Source organism: Photobacterium arenosum (assembly GCF_014841115.1).
Classification (GTDB): domain Bacteria; phylum Pseudomonadota; class Gammaproteobacteria; order Enterobacterales; family Vibrionaceae; genus Photobacterium; species Photobacterium arenosum.
In genome coordinates this window covers 170818-194024 of record NZ_JACYTP010000009.1, presented here as the reverse complement: position 1 = coordinate 194024, position 23207 = coordinate 170818, and the positions used below count along the sequence as shown (strand labels likewise).

Sequence of the window (23207 nt, the reverse complement as noted above, 5' to 3'; positions counted from 1 at the left end):
GTGGGCAAACTCTTAACGGAAACGATTGCTTTAGCATTCAAAAAAAAACTTGCTTCAGAATAGTAACCGTTCGAGACAAACTGCTGGCAAAACCTTGCTCAGCAGAACACTTACCCTGTAGGGTTATAGTTATAAATTGTATGTTGGCCTCAATCGTTACAGGATCATCTAAAGGACTCAACTTATTATGCGCCGCAAATCTGATTTTCGTGATGTGTTTTACGTTTCTGACGGTACAGCGATTACATCTGAAACACTTGGGCATGCCGTACTCGGTCAATTTAACCTCGAGATTCGCCAAACCACACTGCCTTTTGTTGAGTCGGTTGAACGCGCTCAGCAAGTCAAAGAAAAAATTGATGAAGCTCATCGGGTATCCGGCATCGAGCCACTGGTTTTTTACTCCATCGTTCTGCCTGAAGTAAAAGCCGTTATTAATCAATGTCAGGCCAAATTGTATGATGTGCTTGACGCTCTGGTGCAACCTCTGAGTAAAGATTTGAACATGCAACCCAATGCCATGCTGGGCCGCTCACACAGCATCAGCCGTGATGTGGCAAGCTATCAGGACAGGATCGCAGCCATCGAGTACACCCTGGCTCATGACGATGGAATATCCCTGAGTAACCTGGATAAGGCCGATATTATTCTGCTTGGCGTATCAAGATGTGGCAAAACCCCTACCAGCCTCTATCTGGCCATGCAGTTTGGCATTCGTGCAGTGAACTACCCCTTCATAGCTGACGATATGAACAGCCTCAGACTACCCAAAGGGATTGAACCTTATCGTTACAAAACATACGGTTTAACCATAGATACAGAGCGCCTTGTCACCATACGCAATGAGCGCTACGCCAACAGCCAGTATGCCAGTGAAGGGCAATGTGAAAGTGAGTTGTCAAAAGTAGAGGCCATGTTCCGCCGCGAAGCGATCCCTTATCTCAACACCACCTCTCTGTCGGTTGAAGAGATCTCAACCCGGTTGCTGGATATCAGCGGCCTGAAACGCAGAATGTGTTAATAAAATAGTATTGATAATGTTATAAAATTAACTACGCCATTAACTAAACCATAGTGTCAAACTATGGTTTAGTGGTTTTCCTGCGTCACGAATATTTCTCCTCCCGATTTGCTGAGTGCATGCATTATCCCGCCGCCAGACAGCGTGTCTCAGCTTTGAGAGTGAAAAAACCTCGCAATTTGAACTAATTAATGAAAACTTTTCTGCGCCCCCCTTATTACTCAAAAAAGCTCCAATCGTTGAAATATGCTTACTGAGAAAGGAATAAATTAATCCAACTAGAGGTGGCAAATGAATAAGCCATTTTGGGGTTTTACGCTTAATCTGGGAATTATTGTAACGCTGACTGCCTGTGGTGGCGGCTCAGGCAGTGATTCTGGCGATGCATCAGGTGGCAGCGGTCAGCTTGAACACCAGGCCAGACTGACCTTCGTCAATACAGCCCGCGAGCAAGTGAATGTATTTGTGCAAAACGGCTCAGATGCGAGCACTACCAGTTTGTTCACCACAGGTAATATGCAAGGAGGCCCGATCAGCGACAGCACACATCGCGAGTATATGCACCGTTGGGGCGGCAGTTCAGCCCAGCCTGTCTCCATTGGTATCTGGGACACCAAATACCAGTTGGAAGAAGAACCGGCGCAGACAAATACCCTGCTCAACAATGGTGAGGACTGGTGGACGATTGTCTGGCTGGATGGGGAAACCACCAATAGCTTCAGAGTGACCTCTATCCGACGCGATAACGACGATGACGTACCGGATGATCAGTACGGGTTCAGAGTCTTTACCAACACAGACATCAAAATTGATTACCAGTCAGCCACAGCCACTGGCTCAACCAATGTTGCTGCAGGTAAAGTCTCGTCAACCATATTGATGGCAAGTTGTGGTGATAAGTTTGAAATTTCAGCGACCAAAGGTCAGGACGGCGAGGTGGTAGATCCGCAGCAACTGGATCTTTGTTTACCTAACCTGGAGCCAGGGGATACCTACCTGCTGATTACCAGTGATGACACCATTCTGTACACAGTCGAAGAATAATCGCAGGCAACATGCGATGGCAATAATAACAACATCAATGCATCCACGATGACATTGGGCAATCAACAATAATAATTGGGAAAAATGCGCATTCGCCAATACGGCAGTTTTTACTCGCACGGAGAGCCTACATACAACAAAGCGGTCGGTGTTCTCAGTCACTCTATGTCATGCGCTTTTTGGGGAAAGCAGAGTGCATAATGAGGATAAGCACCCACAGATTCAGTAGGCAGCGGTGGCAACGCCCCAGACATTTTATATGTCTGGGGCTCTTTTCATTATGCCGTCACCAGTTCCGCCTGTTCAGTGCGTTTCAAAAACGCATAGGTGGCTCCCGTCAGAATCGTACCTGCTGCAATCGCGACCAGATACATCAGCACAGGTGTAATGGCGTTAGGAATGAACAACACAAACAGACCACCATGCGGTGCCATCAGTTTTGCCCCAAACAGCATAGACAATGCACCGGTTAACGCGCCGCCAGCCATGCAGCTCGGAATCACTCGCATGGGATCACGAGCGGCAAATGGAATCGCCCCTTCTGAGATAAAACACAGTCCCAGCACGAAAGAGGCTTTACCCGCTTCCTGCTCAGGCTGTGAAAACTTACGCTTAGCCAGGAAAGTGGCCAGGCCCATGCCAAGCGCCGGTACCATACCGGCTGCCATCACGGCCGCCATCGGGCCATAGGTTTGGGATGCCAGCAGACCAACCCCAAAGGTATAGGCCGCTTTATTGACCGGGCCACCTAAATCAAAGCACATCATACAGCCCAACAGAATGCCCAGCAGCACAGCGTTGGTTGAACCCATGTTGTTCAAAAATTCAGTCAACCCGTTCATGGCCGCAGACACCGGACCGCCAACGATGTAGATCATCACCAGTCCGGTGATCAGGCTGGCTAGCAGCGGAATGATAAGAATGGGTTTCAGTGCTTCCATCGAAGAGGGTAAACGCACGTTTTCTGCAATCAGCTTGGCACTGTACCCCGCCAGGAAACCGGCAACGATACCACCAAGGAATCCGGCCCCGGTAGAACTGGCCAGCATACCGCCAATTAAACCCGGCGCCAGACCCGGGCGGTCCGCGATAGAGTACGCGATATAGCCCGCCAGCACTGGAACCATCAGTGCAAAGGCCGAGCCGCCACCAATCTGCATTAATGCCGCAGCTAAGGTGCCCTCTTCTTTGAACGCTTCAATACCGAACACAAACGACAGGGCGATAGCCAGACCACCGGCAACCACCAATGGCAACATGTGCGATACGCCCGTCATCAAATGCTTGTAAGGACCGGTTTTCTCTTCTTTGGCTGACGGCGTGGCCGCGCCGGAGGCTTTACCATGAAACACGGAAGCCGAAGCAAAAGCATTGTCGATCTCCTGCCGGGTTTTCTTCAATGCGGCACCGGTACTGGTTTTATACAGTCGCTTTCCTTCGAAACGAGACAGATCCACTTCTATATCGGCAGCAATGATCACCAAATCAGCCGCTGAAATATCTTCAGCCGTCAACTGGTTCTTGGCTCCCACCGAGCCACGGGTTTCGACTTTAATGCTATACCCCTGGCGTTTGGCTTCTGCTTCCAGCGCTTCTGCTGCCATAAAAGTGTGTGCGACCCCTGTCGGGCATGCCGTAATGGCAACAATGTGCTGAGCCGCAGAAGTTGATGCGGACTCTGCAGCGACGGGCTCCGCCTGCTCCAGCACAGTTGCCTGTGATACCGCCGATTGCAGGAAGGCATCAGGATCAGCCAGACAATCGGCCATGCCGCCGCGATACACTTTTTTACCAACAAAACGGCTCAGATCCACCGGGCAATCTGCAATTACTACCACAGCATCTGCCTGCTCTATGGCGGTTTGTGACAGCGGTGTCACCGGCATAATACTGGACTGGGCTTCAATCTCAGCCTGCCAGTTCAGTGCATTGGCCGCCTGTTCCATTAAACCGGCCGCGATGACCGTATTTGCGATTCCGCTCGGGCAAGCGGTCAGTATTGCTATCTTCATGTCGTCACCTTTGTCATTCAACAATTCACGTTTTGGCCAACAGGCTGCTGGTTACTGATCTGAACACTTTCCAACGTTTGGTTAAGCAACCCGGCATCAGGTACGCCGACCCCTATCTGGGTCACTGCCAGTGCCGACAACGCCGTCGCAAACGCCAGTGTTTCTTGTTTATTCCATTGATTGAGGTAACCCCAGCATAAGCCAGCCACCAGGGTATCCCCGGCGCCAACGGTGCTGACGACCTCCATGCCTGGCGGCTGTGAGTACAGCCAGCCAGATTCATCCAGCCACATCACGCCTTTTTCGCCCAGCGACACCACGACATTCGCGATATCCTGACGATAGAGCGTTTCCGCGGCGCTTTTCAGCTCAGCGGGTGTTTCCAATGTCTTGCCGCACCAGGCGGACAACTCTTCATCATTGGGCTTCACCAGCCAGGGCGAAGCCGTCAGGCCGGCTTTCAGGGCCTGATTACTGCTGTCAAACAGCACCTTTTTGCCCTGCTCTTTTAATCTTTTGATCCAGTCCGCACAAACTTGCGGGCTCAGTCCCGCCGGCAGGCTGCCTGCAATCACAAACACCTCATGCTGCTCGGCCAGCTCAAACAATTTGTTTTCCATGGCGGCAACATCGTCCTGGCTGACTGTCACACCGGGAAAATTGATGTCACTGACACGGCCACTGGCTTCAACCAGTTTGACATTAATCCGGCTTGCTCCCTGCACACGGACAAACGCGTCTTCAATACCGTACTGGCTGAAGAGCTCACAAAACGGATCCTGATTTTCGGTTCCCAGCAAACCGGTCACAGTCACAGCAGCGCCCAGCTCGGCCAGCACACGAGCGACATTGACCCCTTTTCCTGCCGGGTGCAGAGATCCTCGTTCGACCAGATTGACCGTACCGGCCTCCAGCACGGATAAACTGCCGGTCAAATCCAGCGCCGGATTGAGATTGACCGCCACCACTTTGGGTTGGGTGTCATTTCGGGTTACCTGAGTGTTCATCTATCTGCCCTCACCCAGTCCGGCAGCAATCGCATCACCGATGGCCGACAGGGCTTCAGGGGCATCCGAGCCGTCAGCCATGAATTCCAGTTCATGACCATGCTTAACACCCAGTGCAATCACTTTCATCAGGCTCTTGGCATTGACAGATTTACCGTCGCCCTGCAGATTTTTCACTTGAATAGCCGATTCGAATTTCTTCGCCACGCTCACCAGCATGGCGCCGGGGCGGGCATGCAGGCCGTGCGCATTGCGAATCTTAAACACCGCTGTGTTAGCCTCATCGCTCGCCGCTGGCTGAGCGTCTGTCAACAAGGCCGGCAGTTGTGCCGCATCGGCTTCAAACAGGGCTTGCAACTGGTTCTGATAGAGCTTTTGCGCCAGCAGGTTCAGCGGCTTATGACAGGCCGCGTTACAGGCTGCCAGCATGAGCAAGCCTTTCACCGGTTGTTCTTGGTGGATAGATTGTTCTTGGTGGATGATGTCTTGTGACGGCGTCACAAAAGACATGGTCGTGCGGCTAACCCCTTTGCTGCTTCTGGCCAGCCACAGTCCCTGCCCCAGATACGAAGCACCCTCAGCTATCACATCAGCAACAAATGCGTTATCGGCTGCCTGCTTATTTTTAATCAGGCCAGCTGCTACCGCTGTCAGCTGCAGTAAATCGGTCGCAGGAAAATGCAGGGCAATCAGTGACTCATCAAAATCGGCTTCCAGCTGAATGTCGCCATTGAGCAGTGAGATTAAAGCCTCAGCAGTGTTAGATTGCCGGATCTGCTCTGCCACACCATCTGCCGACAGCACTTTAGTCAGTTGTTTCAGAATCCCGAGGTGTTCGTCCGATTTCGCAGCAATGCCAATCGCCAGATACACAGTATTACCGTCACCCCAGTTGACACCCTGCGGGTAGTGATGAATTTTCACCCCGGTTTGCTGAACAAGATCACGGGTATCGGTTGTCCCGTGAGGAATAGCAATCCCGCTACCGAGAAAGGTCGAATTTTGCGCTTCACGGGCCAGCATGCCTTTGACATAGCCTTCAGATACCAAGCCTTGTTGTGTCAGTTCACCGGCAAGGGCCGATATTGCCGCGGTTTTATCTCTGGCTGATTGATTCAGCACTATGTCTTGCTGCGTCAGTGACAACATATGTTTCACTCCCCTGTTTGTTCTCACCGGCTCTGGAGGCCGGATATACTGAGTGTTTTGTCTGATAACCGATTCATGCTCAATGACAACTTAAGCCAAGCTGAAACGATTCAGCAACGAGGTAAATAAAAAGTTTCAGCGATGTACCAGAGAGTATAGAATACCTGATAAGACAGTGCTGAAACCTTTCAGCTATGATGCTGGATCGATTCAGCAAGAATTGCAAACATTGGACATTGGATCCGTTTTCAATCTATGATCCACCACACACTTTGCCTGATTTTCAAGTGAATGAGACACGATGAAGCTAGATGAAATTGCCAGACTGGCGGGCGTTTCCCGCACGACGGCCAGCTATGTGATTAACGGCAAAGCCAGCCAGTACCGGATCAGTGAAAAGACCCAGCAAAAAGTCATGGCCGTGGTTGATGAACACAACTTCAAACCCGACCATGCCGCAAGCGCGCTGCGGGCAGGCAGCTCACGTTCGCTGGGCCTGATCATCCCGGATCTGGAAAACTCCAGTTACGCAAAATTGGCCAAGCTTCTTGAGCGTGATGCCCGCAAAGCCGGCTACCAGGTGATTATCAGCTGCTCTGACGATGAACCAGAGACAGAAATGAAAGTGGCGCAGACGCTGGTCGGACGGCGTATCGACGCTCTGATTGTGGCGAGCAGCTTACCTGCTGACAATGGTTTTTACCGCCAGATCCAGGAAGCCGGTGTCCCGGTTATCGCGATTGACCGTGGATTGGATGATGAGTTTTTTGCCTGTGTAATCAGTGAAGATCACGATGGTGCTTATGCGCTGACCGAGCAGCTCATACAAGCTGACACTGCTTCTATTGGCCTGATTGGCGCCGTGCCGGATCTGGGTATCTCGCAACAGCGGGAAATGGGATTCCATGCCGCCATCCGTGATCACCGGCCAGACATAGCCGTCAATACGCTGTATGGCACGCACTTCAGCCCTGAAGAAGGCCAGCGCCTACTGCAGACCTGGATTGACAGCGATCAGGTGCCGGACAGTATACTCATTACCTCCTACACCCTGTTTGAAGGCATGCTGGACTGTTTTCTGTCCCACCCCAAGCTGATGGCCACCATCAAACTGGCGACCTTTGGCGATCACAGACTGTTGGATTTTCTGCCAATGCGCATACATTCTCTGCCACAACAGTTTGAAGATATTGCTGACAGCGCACTGGAACTGGCACTCAATGCCACCGCGGGACGGTACCACCCCGGCGTCGAAGTGATTCCGCGGCAGCTTAAAATTCGCTGAAGGTTAGATACACGCCACAATCAACGGAGTTGAGCTATTGTGGCGTGTAGCTGGATGATTATTCAGATTTGAAGCAGGGTAAGCCCTGCTCGGCGTACCAGCGTTTCAGCTCATCAATCACAGCCTGAGAAGTGTCTTCAATTCCACATTTGGTAGGATAGAACAACAAATCACACCCTTTTGGATGACGAACATGCTCTTCAAAAAAATCCGCCAATGTGTCGACGTCTTCCTCTTCGGCTTCAATGGTCTGCTCCAGAATTTCGAAGAACTCAGTTTCTGTGTAGTCCTGCAAGCTATTTTTCATTGTCAACATTGCGTCTCCCCTTAGTACCATGGATCTCCCCCCAATGCAGGCGAGGTGTCACCACTCTTAGATTGTCCAGGTCATATACCGCCCCGCCGTGCTGGATTTGCTCGACGTGGTGCAACGAGAATTTCTTTAATTTTTTTTCTTTTCCAGGCGCCCCCCAGTGAAACTCTTTTTCTGTCGCTGGCGCATTACCTTTACGAATGAGTGCCTGGTTACGACGATTAAACTGGCTCATCAGCTGTGGATCTTTAGCCACCTCCAACCAGAACGTAGACTGGAGTTCTGAAAAACGACTGAACTCTTTACCTCTCAAGGCATCTGCAATCGCGGTTGGAATATACTGCCCCTGACCCTCATTGGCCGCCTTGCCCAGCCAGTACCCGTCTTCCCATGGTACGTCTTTCCCTTTACCAGTAACAACACCTGGTTGATTACGCCGATCTTCTTTATAGACGATATAAATCGGCGCAATCTCAGAACCGTCAGGAAACACCAGGATCGCATCACTCCAGTGTGCTTCTTCTGCGGCAGGATTGGTTTCAACCGTCGGGGTTGGCATATCAGATATCGGTATGGTGTGAATATCGTCCGCCTCAAAACTGTCGTCATGATCCGGTGTCAGTTGCCACTCTGGCTTGCCCTCTTCATTCGGCGTCCAGGTAATATGCGGGCCGTTTTCCTCCAGCGCAACGGAGTAGCTGTTGGTCTTTTTATCCAGTCCGACATAACGCACCGGAATGCGGGTGTCATCCATGTGATACGCACGAACCTGCGGATAAGATTCGCCCGGCGCCGGGTCGGTCAGGCGGATGCGGATCCGACTTTGCACGCTGTCCAGGTTGTGCAGTTCTTCTTCGGTATGCTGGGTGTCGTCATCGTGCCGGATTTTTCGATGCATCATCAGCACTGAGGTAATGCCGCCGGAGGTCATCAGGCGGTAGTCGTCCAACACACTGCCGAGCTTGCCGGCCAGCCTGGTGAGGGCGATGGCGGCGTCCTTGTTGGCCGAGCTGAATGCGTTATTGCCAACCGCGCCGCCGGGATTGGCAGCGCGCACTACCCGAGAGGCCATCTGCACCTCAAGAGAGGCCGCGACCGGATTAGCATGAGCCGGGCTGAAGAACCACGAGAACGGCCCGAAATGGGTGATCGGCTCTGGCGATGTACCTGCGTCTGTGCACCCTTTCGGGACGTCACAGGACTTGGCAAACACCGGCGCTACCACCGACTTGATACGCACGACGGGAATGTCTGCCGCCAGCCCGCTGGGGTACATCGGAATGATGCTGGTGTCTTCAATGCACGAACCGTCGTAGTGATAGCAAGTGTTGAGCGGCTGATTAACATCGGCTGGCGGCACCGGCGGCCGTTCTCTGACCGGCTCGGAGGCAGCCACAGCATCCGGTGATTGCACCGTCAGAATATGCCCCGCCTCCAGTAATAAGGGGTTTTCTTCATAGCCTGGATTCAAATCCAGCAATTCGCGGGCGGTCAGGCCGTATTGCCGAGCAATATCAGACCATGATTCCCGCTGTCCGGTGGCCGGATCGTGCTGCACCGTATAAGAGCTTGTTGACTCAGTCTGACGCTGCTCATTGTTCTTGTTCTCCCGCACAACAACAGGCTCTTTGATGGCATCCAGCAGCGCACCGAGATCGATTTTCACGCCGTTTTTTACCAGCCAGTCTTCACTCAGATTATCCAGATGCAGGCGGGTGATCCGCTCACGCCGATAGACCAGATACTGATTGTCTGCCTTCTGCCCGCCCCGTTTCCACGGCAGCAAAATAGCACTCTGTACGCCATGGTGCAGATCATCGTGAAGCCGGTCGTGGGTTGAATACGTCGCCTGAAATGCCCAGCGCTTATTACCAAGAATCTGGTATTCTTGCATCAGCTTATCGTCACAAAAATGGTAGAAGTAACCCTGTGTGGGGTGGCCCAGACGACCGTCAATTTCCACCGCAGGCATAACAGCCACGAAAGCTTCCTGAGCCTGACCGGCTCCTTTGGGATGAACGGTCACCGGCTCAACCGGAGTCACACCCAGTGATGAGCTGGCGCGGATCACGTACAAATGTTTTGGCTCTTCAACCCTGACCTCTGTGGTGTGGCGATAGCCCTGTTCAACGGGTTTGATTTGCCAATTTGTCCGCCAGTCTTCTGCTTCGGTGTTGCCTAACGCAAATTCGCAAGTGCTGTGCTGGTGCAATGACTCTGCCGAACAGGACAGATCAAAACTGTACTCAAACTGTGCCACTGGCTCCGGGTCTTCCCCTGCCGACGGCGGAGGTGCAACGGCGCAGTAATCCTCAAGGGGCGCATAAGATGCCCTGGGATATCTTTTTTTCACTGAATCGTCATCCGCACTCACAACGCCTCCTTAACAAAAAAGCAGCGATATCAAACATTTTGCGCAATATATTACCACCGGCAGGCGGTTGCGGTGTGACGGTTTTTGAGGGTGTTTATCAGTGGAAATAACAAGTTTCAGGTTGCGAATTGCCGGTTTGGGGGTGTTAAATCGAAGGAACGCAAAAGACGATAGATCTTTGTTCGTATTTGAAGAAAAAATATTCAATTCTGCTCAATGGTTACTCCAAGTACAGCGGCGTTGTTACTTTGCAGACTTAGGTGCCTGCCAATTATTAGTTCATTTCCCGGCCGAAAAACGTAAGGTTTCCGGCTTTTCATAAAACGACCACCACAATATGTCTGCTCATCGGGGTCATTGCCAGATTGCTCACAAATATCGATCACTTGAACGGATAAAGCAGGATGTTGGATGATTCTCGTGAATATTGACGTTTCGACAAACCTTTCTTAATCGTCAAAACTTACTGTGCGCTAAAGGAGAACCTACCCCAGCAGCTCTGAGCACCGACTCATCAATACCACGGTTGGTACAACAATCAGCAAGTCTTCCGTCAATAACAACAGCAGGAAGAGACTGAATTCCAAGTTTCTTCGCCCGTTTGGACACACTCGGTTCATGCATATCAAGAACGGTGATTTCGCAGGATGAGCAAGCCATATTCCTTACCTGTTCTATAGTCTCTTGACACACAATACAACCGGCACTGAATATCTCAATTTTACGTTTAGATGTCATGATGATTGTTCCATAAAATCATACAAGTTCACCGGTTAACTGTGGGCAGTACTCATAGCTTTCACTACGCACCCACCTAGCAACATTGTAGACCCTGGAGTAAGGTCTAAGGGCAAACAGTTTTCTCTGATTGAAGCGAACTTACTGCGCTCGTTTGACATCATCGACTCAACAGCTTCTTAAAGCGTATATGAAAAGCGGGTGCCCCTTCTTTTAAACGTGATTGAGAAGGGGCTGGCCAATTAAATTAGAAAGAGTAATTGACATCCAGGCTATACGAACGCCCTGGTGCCGGGTAGCGCCCTACCGGGCTGACATCAATGCCGCGGAAATAGTATTCTTTATCGAACAGGTTATTAATAGAAATGTTTGCTCGCAACGTACCACTGTCGTTCGCGAACAAGTCCTTACCGACATTGAAATTCCACACGGTATAAGCCGGAATGCGGCCTGTTGCGCCGCTGGCATCTTCATCTGCCGTATTCGCGTTATCACTGAAGGCATCGCTGAAGTACAGTCCGGATACAGTTGTTTCGTAGCCACGCAAATCATAGGTCGCATCCCAGATAACCTGGTGCTTTGAGGTATATGGCAAGCGGTTCCCCGTGAATTCACCCTCCCGCTGCTCAGCATTCAGGTAGTTATACGCCAGATGCAGCGACAGCTCTGGCAGCGCCATCGGTGAATAACTGCCTTCTACTTCAATCCCCTGATGGCGCGTTTCACCGATATTATCAAACGACTGCTCACTGCTATTCCATTGCAGCTGATCTTCAAAGTCTATACGATACAGCGCGATATTGAAGGCTGATTCTTCGCCAGTAAAGCGTGCACCTAACTCATAGTTCCACGCCAGCTCCATGCCTTCTTCTCCTTTGCCGCGAATATAGGCAATCTGCGGCGCACGCAATGAGCGCTGACCATTAGCGTAGCCGACCCATTCTTCAGTCAAGTGATAAGCCAGTGTCAGACCTGGCAACAGCTCACTGACCTGGTTATCGTCGCTCGTTTCCTTGCCTAAATCATGAAAACGCATGTCGATTGACTCGTAACGCAGCCCTGGGGTAACCATCAGCGTATCGTCCAGGAAGCCCATTTCGTTACTGGCGTAGGCCGCCCAGGCATCGGTTGCCAGGTTCCAGTCACGAGGGGTGGTCGTTGTCCCATCGGCGAAGGCGGTTTGAGTCAACTTATAGTCAATGTCTTCGTTCACAAACCGGGTGCCGATAATCCAGTTTTGACTGATACTGGTGCCCACAATAAAGAAATTAACCTTAGGTTCGATACCATAAACATCAAAGGTACGCGGAGAAGTACGTAAGTGAGTCGACTCAATCCCCGGATCGGCCCAGTGGCCATCGCCACTGTTGAAGCCCCACTCAAAGTTACGCTTGGCATGGTGACCAAACAGCAACACCTCAGCTTCCGCCAGATCCGAAAATGGGAGCGTTGAAATATCACGCTTGTAACGAACGTTCCATCGTGTTGTTTCTCCCTCAAAGTTATCATATGGACGAGTAGATTGATGCCGGTCTTCCTGATAATCGGCAGGGGTTAAAGCTCCTGGCATTTGGGTATCTGCATCATAACGTTGTACAAATGCTTCCACAGATTGTAACTCATCAACCAACCATTCAGTTTTCAACTGGAAGTTCTTGACGTCGGTATCCGTGTGCTCACGGAAGCTTTCTCCGGTTAAGACGTTACCTTCCAACTGAATCGCAAAGTTATCCGACACCCAGCCGCCAGTGCGCAGGTAGAAGTCATTCAGGGGTGTATCACCGCCTTCAAACACAGTCAGTTTATTACTCAGTTCAGTTTCCCACACCTGCGGAATTGGTTTAGTTACCAAATTAATCACGCCACCAACATTGTTCGGGCCATACTGAACCGCTGCGCCACCGCGTACCACATCAATGCGGTCTAAAGTGCTCAAAGTGGAAGGAAAAATAGACTGGCCTGTATGCCCATAGGGTGCCAGCGTCATAGGCACACCATCCATCAAAAACTGAGCATCTCCGCTTCGGCTCGCTTTCAAACCCCGAACCGAAATGTTTGGTAATACCCCAGTTCCTGTTTCATCCTGGATCTTAATGCCGGGCACCCGCTGCAAAGCGCCGTCAATTGACAAGGCTGCTGACTTTTTGATGTCATCCTGGGTTAAAACGGTACGGCTACCTGGGTAATCTCTTACTTCTTCTGGGCTTGATGTGCCAATCACACTGCCGGTGATCACCATCACCTCATCAGTTGTCTGGTATTCCGCAGCCTGCGCGTTCAGGGCCAATACGACCGAACCAGCGAGCAATGAATATTTCCAGGGGTTTTGAGAGGGGGTTTGAGAGGGGGTTTGAGTTTTATTCGCCACGCTTCTTATCCTACTTACGTCTTAAAAATCATAATGCTTGCTACTCACATGTAGCATCCATGACACTTCGCCACCGACGGCAGCTATTTATTGTTATAACGGCACACACAAAGGTGTGCCGGATACCGGATCAGCCACGACTCTGGCTTTCACCGAAAAAACATCATCCAATAACTGGTGGGTCATAATGACCTCGGGCTCTCCTTCAGCTTCAATCGCCCCACCCTTGAGCACCACCAGGTGATCACAATATCGCGCAGCCTGGTTGAGATCATGAAGGACAACGACAACCGTTTTTCCGGTCGCCTGCATATCACGGATAATATGCATCAACTCAATTTGATGTGAGAGATCCAGAAACGTCGTCGGCTCATCCAGCATCACGACCTCAGTATCCTGAGCCAGGATCATCGCAATCCATGCCCGTTGCCGTTGTCCTCCCGACAAGTTATCCAACAAAGTATGCTGCAGTTCATCAACGCCGGTGCGTACCATCGCTTGCTCAACGACATGCTGGTCAGCCTGTGTCAGGCGGCCCCAATGCGATACATAAGGTGTACGACCATACTCAACCAGTTGGCGGACTGTGATTCCTTCCGGGTGGTGTAAGTTCTGCGGTAACAGGGAGATATGCTGGGCAATCGCTTTACTTACCCACTTATTTAATGGACGACCATTAAATTGAACCAGTCCGGATGATGGCGTGATCACCCGAGACAGCGTTTTAAGCAATGTTGACTTCCCACATCCGTTCGGACCAATCAACGCCGTCACTTTTCCTTCCGGGATTGAGACAGACAGATTCTTGAGGATTGCTCTATCGCCATACCCAACGGTGATATTCATCGCGTTCAGCATTACCAGCCCTTATACCGTGATAACAAATAAATGAAATAAGGCGCACCGATCACTGAAGTGATAACACCTGCCGGGAACTCAGTGGGTGGTATGAGTCCCCGAGCCAAAATGTCGCTCACGAGTACCAAGATCGCACCAATCAATGCGGCCATCGGAATGAGGATATGATGCTTACTACCGACCAATAGCCGGGCCAGATGCGGCGAGAGCAATCCGACAAAGCTAATCGTTCCGGCAACCGATACACTGACACTGGCCAGTACCACTGAGACAATCAATGCCAGAACTTGAACCTGAGTCACATGAACACCTAGCCCTCGGGCAATAAGCTCACCGCTACCCAGCACATCCAGACGCCAGGCAAGCCAGAAAGCAACCGGGATCAACAAGCACACCGCGGCAAACAGGAGCGGAAACTGTTGCCAGTTTCGCCCCCACAAACTGCCGGTCAGCCAGACCATGGCCGTGTTAACTTCTATGGGATGCACAATCAGAAGGAAATCAATCCCGCTGGATAAGAACGCACTGATTGCCACCCCTGTCAGTGCCAGGCGGGCCGGTGTCGGTTTCGTCAGCATCGCCGTCGCATAAATCATCATTGCCGCCAACAGCCCACCGACGATGGCCACAACAGGAAGTGCCCATAACGGTGCTTGTGGAAAGATCACTAATAGACTGGTCGCGGCCAACCCGGCACCGGCACTGATCCCCATTAAATCCGGAGAAGCCAGCGGATTACGGATCACGCCCTGAACCAGAACACCCGACAAACCCAACCCCGTTCCAACCAGCATCGCCAGCACCAGACGGGGCAACCGGTAGTGATTCACAACGAAGTCATGCTCCCCGCCATAGAGAAAAGCACGAACAATCTGTCCAGTGTCCAAGTCGCTCACCCCGGTATACAAGCTCACAACACCGGCGAAAATTAACCCGAACACAGCCAGACCAACAGGCTTTTGCGTGAAAACCAACTTCATTAGCCGCGCCCTTTTGCTGAAAGGAATATAAAGAAGGGAGTACCAATCAAAGCAGTGACGACACCCACCGGCGTTTCAGCAGGAAAGCCTATCGCTCTTGCCATGACATCCGCCCACACTAACAAAGTCGCCCCACCCAGTGCGGCATACGGTAATAGCATTCGGTGATCATTGCCGACAATCGCGCGGCAGACATGCGGCACAATCAAGCCAACAAAAGCAATTGGCCCAGCGATAGCCACACAGGCAGATGCCAGAGCCAAAATAGCCAGTACAGCAATAAAACGCACCTTGCCCAGGCCGATCCCTAAGCTTTCAGCCACTTCATCACCCAGCGCCAGAGTATTGAGCTGCGGAGCCAGCCAGAACGAGAGCAATAAAGCCACAGTACAAACTGGCCACAGCAGCGACCATTGTTGCCAACCAGCCTCAGCGACAGAGCCAGCCAGCCAATATAGAATGCTGTAAGCCATCTCATCAGCCATGATCAAAGAGGCGCGTGTCAACCCGGCCAACAGGGCATTGATCGCGATCCCAGCCAGGACCAGTCGCACCGGATTGATGCGGTTACCATTAAAATACCCGCCAAGTGCGATCACCATCAAACCGCCCAACGCTCCGCCAAGCACAGCACAAAGCAACGGATGCAACTCACTCATCACAGCCAGCCCAATTGCAGACAGTGCCATGAAACAAGCCGCCCCGGCATTCACCCCCAAAATAGCCGGAGACGCCAGCGGATTACGTGTCACACCCTGCATCAGTACGCCGGCAACAGCCAGGCTTGCACCGATCATAAAAGTGGACAATACCCGCGGCAGGCGAATATTAATAATCAGTTGCTGAGCAATGCTGGCCTCATGGTATGCCAAGATCAGATCGGTCAAATCAGACAAGCTCAGGGAGAAGCTAGACCAACTGAGCAAGCCCGCTACCGCTCCGCTGCCTGCCAATGCCAACAACAGGCTCCACCTTGCCACGCCTTGAAAAGAGAACGGTTTACTTGAAGCAACGCGGTATGTTGCTGAAGGTGAACGATTCATGACTGATTATTCATTAACTGAGCAATATTCTCAGCCATCCCCTCAGCAGCCAGCATGCCACGGCTCAGAGACCAAAGTGCCGGCGACACTTCCACAATTCGATCATGCTTTACCGCTTGTAGCAACGAGAACATCGGGCTCGACTGCCATTCATCCAGTGGTGTTTGCTCTGAATAGCGGCCAATGAGCAACCAGTCAGGGTTAGCGGCCAGAAGTTGCTCCAGGCTGGTTGGAATGTAAGCTTGTTCAGTTTGCTCCGGAATTGGACCTTTAATTCCCAATGAGTCCAATACGCTGCCAGCATAAGACGCGGGTCCGTGCATCCACATGCCCCGATCAGAGAGTACGGCAAACTGAACAGTACCAGATACTTGGATCTCAGCTTTGAAAGCCGACATGATTTCCCTATGTTGTTGAAGGCGAACCGCCATTTCTTGTGATTTGTTAATGGCCTTGCCCAGGGTGAGCACCGCTTCAAGATTCTCCTGATACGTCTCTCCCCGGCTCTTCAACATCAGAGTCGGTGCAATACGGCTCAGATCCTGATAAATAGTGCTGTGTCGCTCTAAATCCGCGATAATCAAATCCGGCTTTAATTCGGCAATCGCCTCCAGGCTCGGCTGATAGCGCGAGCCAACAGATTGCCAGGTTGGGACAACCGCCTTCACGGCAGGAATCAGGCGCTCCGGCTTGCCATCGTCCGCAATACCCAAAGGCGCAACACCCACTGCTGCCATGGCATCCACAAATGAGAACTCGAGCGCGACGATACGTGTTGGCGTTCCTGCCAGAGTGACGTCTCCGATTTCACCTTGTACTGTTCTGGTTTCAGCCGCCGATATTGAAGCACTACAAAGCAAGCCCCCCAGAACAGTGAATATCAATCCAAAAACGAAATTTCCTCGCTGGCCCACGCCTCGCACTCCTTTACATGATTATTAAAATCCACCAAGGCCTACCCTTTAGAGTTGCTGATCACATAGCAACTACTGTTTCGACAAAGAGATCAGTGACTTCAGTAGCGCCATCAAAGGCAGCAAATGAAAACAAATATCACAATCATTTACAATAGTGATAGTTCTATTTTTTAAATAATTGTCAAGAATGTAAACAGAGACTCAACGGCAGTGATTACATTTTATGCGGTAAGATTTATGACCCAAGTGACTTCAAAGCACTTGATTGAGTGGGAAATGATTGGTTTTTCAGCCCAACGTAGATATTCAACATTGAGTCACTATATCGTCCATCGTATAGGTGAAGCGTTTGATAAAGTAGAATTGATAACTACGGTGCAGTAGGTACTGCCATGTTCAATCTGAACTTATATCTGAAGTGCCATTCGTTGTGCTAAGACACAATAAGCATTTAAGGAAGAATGCGACTAAATTTTCACCTAAGTGATTGTGTACCACATTCCTGTGAAGGGAATACCTATAGGTATAACTCAGATTTTCTTTATTTTTCCACATAAAGCGCATCGATGATCGGGCATTCCTCAATAGAATAACGGTGTCCTTTACATTGACTAACCATCTTGTCCAATGCTGCTTTAAGCCGTTCAAGATCATCAATCTTCTGCTGTACTGCTCTGGCATGAAGTGTTGCGATTGCCTGAACCTCACAACAGTAATGATCTGGTTCATCAATGAACCTCAACAACTCTTTGATGTGTTGAATGCTGAAGCCAAGCTCACGACTGCGGCGAATAAAGTTGAGCCGTTTGACGTGTGGCAAGGTATACACTCGGTGCCCTCCGTCAGTCCGTGGTGGATTGGGCATCAGGCCAGCTTTTTCGTAATAGTGCACTGTTTCTACTTTGCATCCGGCACGCTGAGCAAGCTGACCAATTGAAAATTGCGGTAAGTTCATCGCAGCCTCCCACTTGAACCTGTAGTTACTCTAGGTTTTATACTATCAGATATCACTGATATTTCAGGGTCAATCTTGATGAAAAAGATAATAGAACAGTCAGAACTCACCTGCCCGGAATGTGGATACAAGGAAACACTCACGATGCCGCTTGATGCCTGCCTATGGTTCCATGAGTGCTCAAACTGCCATACCCTGCTCAAACCCCATTCAGGGGATTGCTGTGTTTTCTGCTCATATGGCTCTGTGCCTTGTCCGCCGATCCAGCATCTTCGGACGTCCAAGCAAGCAGGAGGGTGCTGCCGTGGTTAATCAGGTATCAGATAAGTCCTGGCTGAGATGGCTAACTCTGTTAGCGACCAGCAGTACCTTGTTGTGCTGTGCCTTACCGGTGCTCATGGTGTCTTTAGGGTTTGGTGCTGCTCTGGCCAGCTTGAATTACAACATTCCCGGTTTGGTATTTTTGGCTGAACACAAGCTTTGGACCTTAAGTCTGTCCGCATTGTTACTGCTCTTCCTGGCTTGGCTAATCTGGCGCCCCGATCAGACGTGTCCCTCCGATCCGGAAATGGCCGCACTTTGCCAAAAAGCCAAACGCTGGAACAGGAGAATATTCTGGCTCAGTGTCGGCATTTGGTTTACCGGTGTTTTCTTTAGTTATGGATTGTTACCACTTCGTCAGGCATTTGGGTAGGAGAAATCAACATGATTCAACGACTGATGTTAGCCCTGTTCATTGTGCTATTAATAAACATACAAACAGCTGTTGCGAAGACCTATGAGATTGAGGTTCATGGTATGACCTGTGCCTTCTGTGTCGACAGCCTTCAGCGCAAACTTACTGACATGCCATCTGTTTCCAAAGTGCAAGTCAGTTTAAAAAATAAAAAAGTGCGGCTTGAAACCGAAGGGGATGCTCCAAGTATCGATACCCTCAAACAAGCGGTTCTGGATTCCGGTTTTACTCCAGTTAAAATCACGGTTCTGAACGATGAAAACAATCCACAATAACCGTTTTACTATCGCATGCCTGATTTGTCTGGTTGCTGTCTCCCCTGCATACGGAATGGGGCTGCGCTCATTTGTTGCCTTACCGGTTGATAAAGGCGGCACGGTGCTTCGCACCACTTTTGAACACATCAGCGGATTAGACACTGATGTGTTATCGCTCAGCGCCGCTTATGGCTTGACAGCAGAACAGACCTTGTTGCTGGGTATTCCTTATCGGTTGTCGCCCGGTGGGGCCGATCAGCACGGCGACTTATCTGTTTTGTATCGGTATATGGCATGGCAGCAGGATAGCCTCACCGGCACTCGTCGAATCGGGGTGCTGGGCGGAGCTATTGTTCCGACGGAAGCGAGCCGAGATGCTGCGATACAGTCTGGTTTTGTGTTTACGCACTTCCAGGATCGTCATGAAATTGATATTGATGTTTTATATCAAGCTGGCGTAGAACATCGACCTAACAGTGGACGTTATGATATCTCCTGGCAATATCGCCTCTTGCCAGAAGAACGACCTGACTGGGGCATTCCGCCAGAGCTGAATAGTGTCATGGAATTCAATGGACGCTGGAGGGAAGGAGGTAGCTTGGTTCATCAACTCACTGCCGGGGTTCAATGGATTCATCCAACATGGGTACTCGAAGGCGGAGTTATCCGAGACTTAAATGCAGCGCAGAACTGGCATTACTTATTGAGCACACGGTTTCACTTTTAAGCCATTTCATGATCACAACAGCCCGAAGTCAAAAATTATTTGATGAATCCCAAACGTTTCAGCCTTCCCTCGTATCAAGATTAAAACAAATGAAAGATAGTCAGGTTAATCTCTCTGAAGCAACGCTCTCACCTTGCCCAGATCTGGCCCATGTGCTTTAATTTGCGTTATGAAACGCTTACCAACACGACATTATGTGCTTGCGTACATAGCCCTTGCTTCCATATTACTCAGCTTTTCACTGCAAACGCTGGGTCGTTCCACAATGGATAGTCAAATGTCTGTTGGACAAAATCACATGATGGAAATGTCAGTTCTTTGTGATGGATGTGACGAAACCATGATGCTTGAGGCTAACTGTGTCACGTTCAACGGGCAATGTGCACAACTACCTCTGTTAATCCTCACCCAAAATAACTTACCCACACAGCTTGCTGTCATCGAGCCATTTGTATTCGTTCCACGCTTTCACGCCAGCTTATCCCCGGAACCGGATCCCCATCCCCCCAGAAAACCGCTCTACGTTTAACTGCCAGCAGGCAGCTCATGTTCATATCTATGGTCAGTTGACTGACTTTGAGATTGTTATGACTCCGAACACTTTGGAACTGCTTGCTATACCAGCGATTCTTTCTCGGTGATATTACCGAGTTTGGGCGATTCAAACGCCCTAGTCTCGCTGTATGTGAACTTATCAACATAAGGGCATCTTTATGACGCAAACGGCATTCTATTCTCGAATATCCAGACGTGCCTTCATCAGCGCAATCGCAGCGGGAGCAGGACTGATCAGCTTACCCTGGAGCATTCGTTATGCAATTGGCGGGGATTCGCTATATTCGGCAATCGCCTTTGACGGTGACGCACTCATCGTTGCCCACGGAACACTGATACGAAAGAAAGAAGGCGAAACCTGGGCATCACTTCCTATCTCTGCAGAAGCAGAAGGTGAAGTGACTACACTGACCACACATCCCGCTCTTCCCGGCAGGATTATCGCTGGTCTGACAACGGGCGGTATTGCCATATCTGAGGACGGCGGACACAGTTGGACAAGACGAGGCCAAGATTTGCCGAAGGCTGTGGTTACTGCAGCGACAGTAGCTGCTGGAAACCCAGACACATTATATGCTGCCATTCGCGGTGACGGTCTCTGGCAGAGTAATGATGCCGGTCGGTCATGGACTTTCGCGATGGACCGCCCCTGGCTGACAGATGCCGAACATGACCTGACGGCACTGGCCTCGGTTGATCTGGCAACGGGAATGGGCGGAATTTGGATCTACGCTGGAACCGAAACAGGTGTGACACGCGTTCCTGACTGTTTCTGCCGTTGGCAGGACGTTCAGTCTAACAATGCAATGAATGCACTCGTGTCTGAAACACCGCAACCAAAGCTGAAACCACTGCCTGATGGTGAGGCTGTCATTGCCTTAATCAGTGCTGTTTCACACCCAAGCAGACTTTATGCAGCTTTGCCTTCTGGGATCTGGGTTTCTGATGACGCCGGACTCAATTGGTCGAACAGAACCAGCCAATACGCCATGGCTCTTGCCGTTCACCCCGTCAATTCCAATTTTGTGGTTGCCGGTACAGGTAATGGTCTGATTCAAAGCAATGATGGCGGTTTAACCTGGACGGCTTACTGAACAAATTATGGAGAACACAATGAAAAAATACTACGTTGCAGCAGCACTGCTTTCTTTGTCTATCGTGGTCGGATTCGCTTTTTCTGAGCAAAACAGAGTAGATCCCCCGAGTTCGGAAAAAACTGCCGCTTCCGCCCCGGAAAGCAAGAAAATGACTATCTACCGTGATCCAAATTGCGGATGCTGTGATGCCTATGCTGACTATCTGGATGAAAATGGTTATCAGGTGACACGTGTAGATGATCGCAATTTTGGCAATCATTCGATTTCAGCCGGTGTTCCTGAGCAAGGTTTAGGTTGTCACCTGGCCGAGATCGACGGCTATATCGTCAGTGGACTTGTCCCCGTTGAGATCATCGAAAGGCTCATGAATGAGCGCCCTCAGATCACTGGAATAACACTGCCTGGAATGCCGGGCAATGCCCCTGGGATGTCGCCGGAAAAAACTGGGACGCTAAAGATTTATGCATTCAGTGAGGACGGGGTCTCCGTTTATTCCAATGAATAGATTTCTAAGCGCAGCAGAAGCAATACGAAGGTTCAAAATAGCGGTCGTCATTATATCACTGACTCACATCCCGACACTGGCATGGGGCGAAGAATCACAGACAGCGCCCAATAATCTCGTCTTGTTGGGCCAGAGTGTAATGAGCAAGGAGCTTGAACTCGGTCAAGATATCTATGCGCAATATTGTGCCTCTTGCCACGGTAAGAAACTGGAAGGCCAACCCAACTGGAAACGTCGGCTCAATACAGGTCGTATGCCTGCACCACCTCACGATAAAAGTGGTCACACTTGGGCTCATTCGGATCAGGAGCTGTTCGAGATGACCAAGTTCAGTATTGATGCTGTTATACCCGGTTACGAGAGTGACATGCCCGCATTCACGGGCATTTTGAGTGATCAACAGATCATCGCCGTACTTGCTTATATAAAGAGTCAATGGCCTGCGGAGCTCCAGACTAAACAAGACAAGTTAAACAAATGACTCATCCATAAGCATTACGACGCACATGAAAAACAGGAGTATGCATGATGAAACACACAATGAAAATCTTAACCCTTGTACCTTTCATTATTTTAGGTGCAACAAACTTACAGGCCCATGAAAGTGACAAGTCATCTATGATGAAGCAAGATTCCATGGGAATGATGAATATGATGGAGAATATGAATCAGATGATGGAACGCTGCAACCGAATGATGCGTCAGATGGAGCAACAACAAGCCGATCCTGATTCCGATAATGAGGTAGCATCCGAGCCGTCCCAACAATGAAAATACTTGTATCGAAAGCTTTAATGGCAAATTTAGGAATGAGCATCTGAACCAGCACTGGTTTAGATATAATACTTGCCCGGATCTGGCTGAGATTGGATATGACAGTTACCCATAATCCAAACGGGAGTTTACAACGTCATTCAACTCAGCCTGTGCCATGCCAGCTCTTCGGTTGTACCCAAGATAAGGCTGTTTTATGGCCAGCAGGACACATCAAACAATGTGCCCTGCGTATTTCACTGCTTCAGAAATCAATGACCCAAAGTGACTGCCCTTTTAACTGGGTAATACGCGGGCCGTTTTCCTCAAGCGCAACTGAGTAGCTGTTGGTCTTTTTATCTAACCCGGCATAACGCACCGGAATGCGGGTGTCATCCATCTGATACGCACGAACCTGCGGGTAAGATTCGCCTGGCGCCGGGTCAGTCAGCACACTGTCGAGCCTTCCGGCCAGTCTGGTGAGAGTGATGGCAGCGTCCTTGTTGGTCGAGC

The 23207-nt window shown here is 50.4% G+C and carries 25 protein-coding genes; 12 read left to right on the top strand and 13 right to left on the bottom strand.

The window, feature by feature from the left end; translation table 11 throughout:
- The first annotated feature begins 187 nt into the window (after positions 1-187).
- Both ppsR and IFO68_RS14850 read left to right on the top strand, forming a co-directional pair.
- Positions 188-1021, top strand: a complete 834-nt coding sequence (gene ppsR / locus IFO68_RS14855; RefSeq protein ID WP_192016623.1) for a posphoenolpyruvate synthetase regulatory kinase/phosphorylase PpsR — start codon at positions 188-190, stop codon at positions 1019-1021.
- A gap of 291 nt (positions 1022-1312) precedes the next feature.
- Entirely contained in the window at positions 1313-2065 is a 753-nt protein-coding gene (locus IFO68_RS14850) for a hypothetical protein (protein ID WP_192016622.1), read from the top strand.
- 278 nt (positions 2066-2343) lie between these two features.
- Here the strand turns inward: IFO68_RS14850 and fruA are convergent, their stop codons facing one another.
- The 3 genes from fruA to fruB are packed head-to-tail and all read right to left on the bottom strand — an operon-like array spanning position 2344 to position 6233.
- Complete coding sequence (fruA, locus tag IFO68_RS14845) at positions 2344-4077, bottom strand: PTS fructose transporter subunit IIBC (RefSeq protein ID WP_192016621.1); 1734 nt, start codon at positions 4075-4077, stop codon at positions 2344-2346.
- Positions 4078-4094: 17 nt separating this feature from the next.
- Positions 4095-5084, bottom strand: a complete 990-nt coding sequence (gene pfkB / locus IFO68_RS14840; protein WP_192016620.1) for a 1-phosphofructokinase — start codon at positions 5082-5084, stop codon at positions 4095-4097.
- Positions 5085-6233, bottom strand: coding sequence for a fused PTS fructose transporter subunit IIA/HPr protein (gene fruB / locus IFO68_RS14835; protein WP_192016619.1), 1149 nt, complete (start codon positions 6231-6233; stop codon positions 5085-5087).
- A 301-nt stretch (positions 6234-6534) separates the two neighbouring features.
- Between fruB and cra the strand changes: the two genes are divergently transcribed.
- Entirely contained in the window at positions 6535-7518 is a 984-nt protein-coding gene (gene cra, locus IFO68_RS14830; protein ID WP_192016618.1) for a catabolite repressor/activator, read from the top strand.
- Between the two features lie 58 nt (positions 7519-7576).
- Here cra and IFO68_RS14825 read toward each other — a convergent pair whose 3' ends face one another.
- The 9 genes from IFO68_RS14825 to IFO68_RS14785 form a co-directional block, all read right to left on the bottom strand.
- Complete coding sequence (locus tag IFO68_RS14825) at positions 7577-7834, bottom strand: bacteriocin immunity protein (RefSeq protein WP_225445246.1); 258 nt, start codon at positions 7832-7834, stop codon at positions 7577-7579.
- Positions 7815-10205, bottom strand: coding sequence for a T6SS effector antibacterial DNase (locus IFO68_RS22090; RefSeq protein WP_192016617.1), 2391 nt, complete (start codon positions 10203-10205; stop codon positions 7815-7817). Before IFO68_RS22090 ends, IFO68_RS14825 begins: the two co-directional genes overlap by 20 nt.
- Positions 10206-10661: 456 nt before the next feature.
- On the bottom strand, positions 10662-10943 hold the full coding sequence (locus IFO68_RS14815; protein WP_192016616.1) for a thioredoxin family protein: 282 nt from the start codon (positions 10941-10943) through the stop codon (positions 10662-10664).
- Between the two features lie 247 nt (positions 10944-11190).
- Positions 11191-13251 carry a TonB-dependent receptor family protein gene (locus IFO68_RS14810; RefSeq protein WP_225445257.1) on the bottom strand — a complete coding sequence of 687 codons (2061 nt, stop codon included), beginning with the start codon at positions 13249-13251 and terminating at the stop codon, positions 11191-11193.
- A 153-nt stretch (positions 13252-13404) separates the two neighbouring features.
- Positions 13405-14169: a Fe(3+) dicitrate ABC transporter ATP-binding protein FecE gene (gene fecE / locus IFO68_RS14805; protein ID WP_192016615.1), complete on the bottom strand. Its 765-nt coding sequence runs from the start codon at positions 14167-14169 to the stop codon at positions 13405-13407.
- The gene (locus IFO68_RS14800) at positions 14169-15149 is read right to left on the bottom strand and encodes an iron chelate uptake ABC transporter family permease subunit (RefSeq protein ID WP_192016614.1); all 981 of its coding nucleotides are present in this window, start codon (positions 15147-15149) and stop codon (positions 14169-14171) included. The genes fecE and IFO68_RS14800 overlap by 1 nt, the downstream gene beginning before the upstream one ends.
- Positions 15149-16192, bottom strand: coding sequence for a FecCD family ABC transporter permease (locus IFO68_RS14795; RefSeq protein WP_192016613.1), 1044 nt, complete (start codon positions 16190-16192; stop codon positions 15149-15151). Before IFO68_RS14795 ends, IFO68_RS14800 begins: the two co-directional genes overlap by 1 nt.
- On the bottom strand, positions 16189-17076 hold the full coding sequence (locus IFO68_RS14790) for a Fe(3+) dicitrate ABC transporter substrate-binding protein (protein ID WP_225445256.1): 888 nt from the start codon (positions 17074-17076) through the stop codon (positions 16189-16191). The genes IFO68_RS14795 and IFO68_RS14790 overlap by 4 nt, the downstream gene beginning before the upstream one ends.
- A gap of 574 nt (positions 17077-17650) precedes the next feature.
- Entirely contained in the window at positions 17651-18064 is a 414-nt protein-coding gene (locus tag IFO68_RS14785; RefSeq protein WP_192016611.1) for a MerR family transcriptional regulator, read from the bottom strand.
- A 78-nt stretch (positions 18065-18142) separates the two neighbouring features.
- Here IFO68_RS14785 and IFO68_RS22010 point away from each other — a divergent pair, with 78 nt between their 5' ends.
- The 9 genes from IFO68_RS22010 to IFO68_RS22165 all read left to right on the top strand — a co-directional run bounded on the left by IFO68_RS22010 (position 18143) and on the right by IFO68_RS22165 (position 22830).
- Complete coding sequence (locus tag IFO68_RS22010) at positions 18143-18376, top strand: GDCCVxC domain-containing (seleno)protein (protein WP_336510278.1); 234 nt, start codon at positions 18143-18145, stop codon at positions 18374-18376.
- Positions 18369-18758, top strand: a complete 390-nt coding sequence (locus IFO68_RS14780) for a hypothetical protein (RefSeq protein ID WP_192016650.1) — start codon at positions 18369-18371, stop codon at positions 18756-18758. Before IFO68_RS22010 ends, IFO68_RS14780 begins: the two co-directional genes overlap by 8 nt.
- Before the next feature lie 11 nt (positions 18759-18769).
- Positions 18770-19075 carry a heavy-metal-associated domain-containing protein gene (locus IFO68_RS14775; protein WP_225445244.1) on the top strand — a complete coding sequence of 102 codons (306 nt, stop codon included), beginning with the start codon at positions 18770-18772 and terminating at the stop codon, positions 19073-19075.
- Positions 19056-19784 (top strand): hypothetical protein, encoded by a 729-nt coding sequence (locus tag IFO68_RS14770; protein ID WP_192016610.1) that lies wholly within the window; start codon positions 19056-19058, stop codon positions 19782-19784. The genes IFO68_RS14775 and IFO68_RS14770 overlap by 20 nt, the downstream gene beginning before the upstream one ends.
- Positions 19785-20497: 713 nt before the next feature.
- The gene (locus tag IFO68_RS14765) at positions 20498-21433 is read left to right on the top strand and encodes a WD40/YVTN/BNR-like repeat-containing protein (RefSeq protein ID WP_225445243.1); all 936 of its coding nucleotides are present in this window, start codon (positions 20498-20500) and stop codon (positions 21431-21433) included.
- A gap of 19 nt (positions 21434-21452) precedes the next feature.
- A complete protein-coding gene (locus IFO68_RS14760) occupies positions 21453-21941 on the top strand; it encodes a DUF411 domain-containing protein (RefSeq protein WP_192016609.1) in 489 nt (162 codons plus the stop codon).
- 139 nt (positions 21942-22080) lie between these two features.
- Positions 22081-22422, top strand: coding sequence for a c-type cytochrome (locus tag IFO68_RS14755; RefSeq protein WP_225445242.1), 342 nt, complete (start codon positions 22081-22083; stop codon positions 22420-22422).
- 44 nt (positions 22423-22466) lie between these two features.
- On the top strand, positions 22467-22712 hold the full coding sequence (locus IFO68_RS14750; protein WP_192016607.1) for a hypothetical protein: 246 nt from the start codon (positions 22467-22469) through the stop codon (positions 22710-22712).
- A gap of 10 nt (positions 22713-22722) precedes the next feature.
- Positions 22723-22830, top strand: coding sequence for an integrase core domain-containing protein (locus IFO68_RS22165; protein WP_192016647.1), 108 nt, complete (start codon positions 22723-22725; stop codon positions 22828-22830).
- Between the two features lie 129 nt (positions 22831-22959).
- Here the strand turns inward: IFO68_RS22165 and IFO68_RS14740 are convergent, their stop codons facing one another.
- Positions 22960-23148, bottom strand: a complete 189-nt coding sequence (locus IFO68_RS14740) for a hypothetical protein (RefSeq protein ID WP_192016606.1) — start codon at positions 23146-23148, stop codon at positions 22960-22962.
- Positions 23149-23207 lie beyond the last annotated feature (59 nt).

Excerpts from the sequence above, each read along its gene's own strand:
- ppsR (WP_192016623.1), top strand. The coding sequence starts at position 188 with ATGCGCCGCAAATCTGATTTTCGTGATGTGTTTTACGTTTCTGACGGT.
- IFO68_RS14850 (WP_192016622.1), top strand. The coding sequence starts at position 1,313 with ATGAATAAGCCATTTTGGGGTTTTACGCTTAATCTGGGAATTATTGTA.
- fruA (WP_192016621.1), bottom strand. The coding sequence starts at position 4,077 with ATGAAGATAGCAATACTGACCGCTTGCCCGAGCGGAATCGCAAATACG.
- pfkB (WP_192016620.1), bottom strand. The coding sequence starts at position 5,084 with ATGAACACTCAGGTAACCCGAAATGACACCCAACCCAAAGTGGTGGCG.
- fruB (WP_192016619.1), bottom strand. The coding sequence starts at position 6,233 with ATGTTGTCACTGACGCAGCAAGACATAGTGCTGAATCAATCAGCCAGA.
- cra (WP_192016618.1), top strand. The coding sequence starts at position 6,535 with ATGAAGCTAGATGAAATTGCCAGACTGGCGGGCGTTTCCCGCACGACG.
- IFO68_RS14825 (WP_225445246.1), bottom strand. The coding sequence starts at position 7,834 with ATGTTGACAATGAAAAATAGCTTGCAGGACTACACAGAAACTGAGTTC.
- IFO68_RS14815 (WP_192016616.1), bottom strand. The coding sequence starts at position 10,943 with ATGACATCTAAACGTAAAATTGAGATATTCAGTGCCGGTTGTATTGTG.
- fecE (WP_192016615.1), bottom strand. The coding sequence starts at position 14,169 with ATGCTGAACGCGATGAATATCACCGTTGGGTATGGCGATAGAGCAATC.
- IFO68_RS14800 (WP_192016614.1), bottom strand. The coding sequence starts at position 15,149 with ATGAAGTTGGTTTTCACGCAAAAGCCTGTTGGTCTGGCTGTGTTCGGG.
- IFO68_RS14795 (WP_192016613.1), bottom strand. The coding sequence starts at position 16,192 with ATGAATCGTTCACCTTCAGCAACATACCGCGTTGCTTCAAGTAAACCG.
- IFO68_RS14785 (WP_192016611.1), bottom strand. The coding sequence starts at position 18,064 with ATGAACTTACCGCAATTTTCAATTGGTCAGCTTGCTCAGCGTGCCGGA.
- IFO68_RS22010 (WP_336510278.1), top strand. The coding sequence starts at position 18,143 with ATGAAAAAGATAATAGAACAGTCAGAACTCACCTGCCCGGAATGTGGA.
- IFO68_RS14775 (WP_225445244.1), top strand. The coding sequence starts at position 18,770 with ATGATTCAACGACTGATGTTAGCCCTGTTCATTGTGCTATTAATAAAC.
- IFO68_RS14770 (WP_192016610.1), top strand. The coding sequence starts at position 19,056 with ATGAAAACAATCCACAATAACCGTTTTACTATCGCATGCCTGATTTGT.
- IFO68_RS14765 (WP_225445243.1), top strand. The coding sequence starts at position 20,498 with ATGACGCAAACGGCATTCTATTCTCGAATATCCAGACGTGCCTTCATC.
- IFO68_RS14760 (WP_192016609.1), top strand. The coding sequence starts at position 21,453 with ATGAAAAAATACTACGTTGCAGCAGCACTGCTTTCTTTGTCTATCGTG.
- IFO68_RS14755 (WP_225445242.1), top strand. The coding sequence starts at position 22,081 with ATGAGCAAGGAGCTTGAACTCGGTCAAGATATCTATGCGCAATATTGT.
- IFO68_RS14750 (WP_192016607.1), top strand. The coding sequence starts at position 22,467 with ATGATGAAACACACAATGAAAATCTTAACCCTTGTACCTTTCATTATT.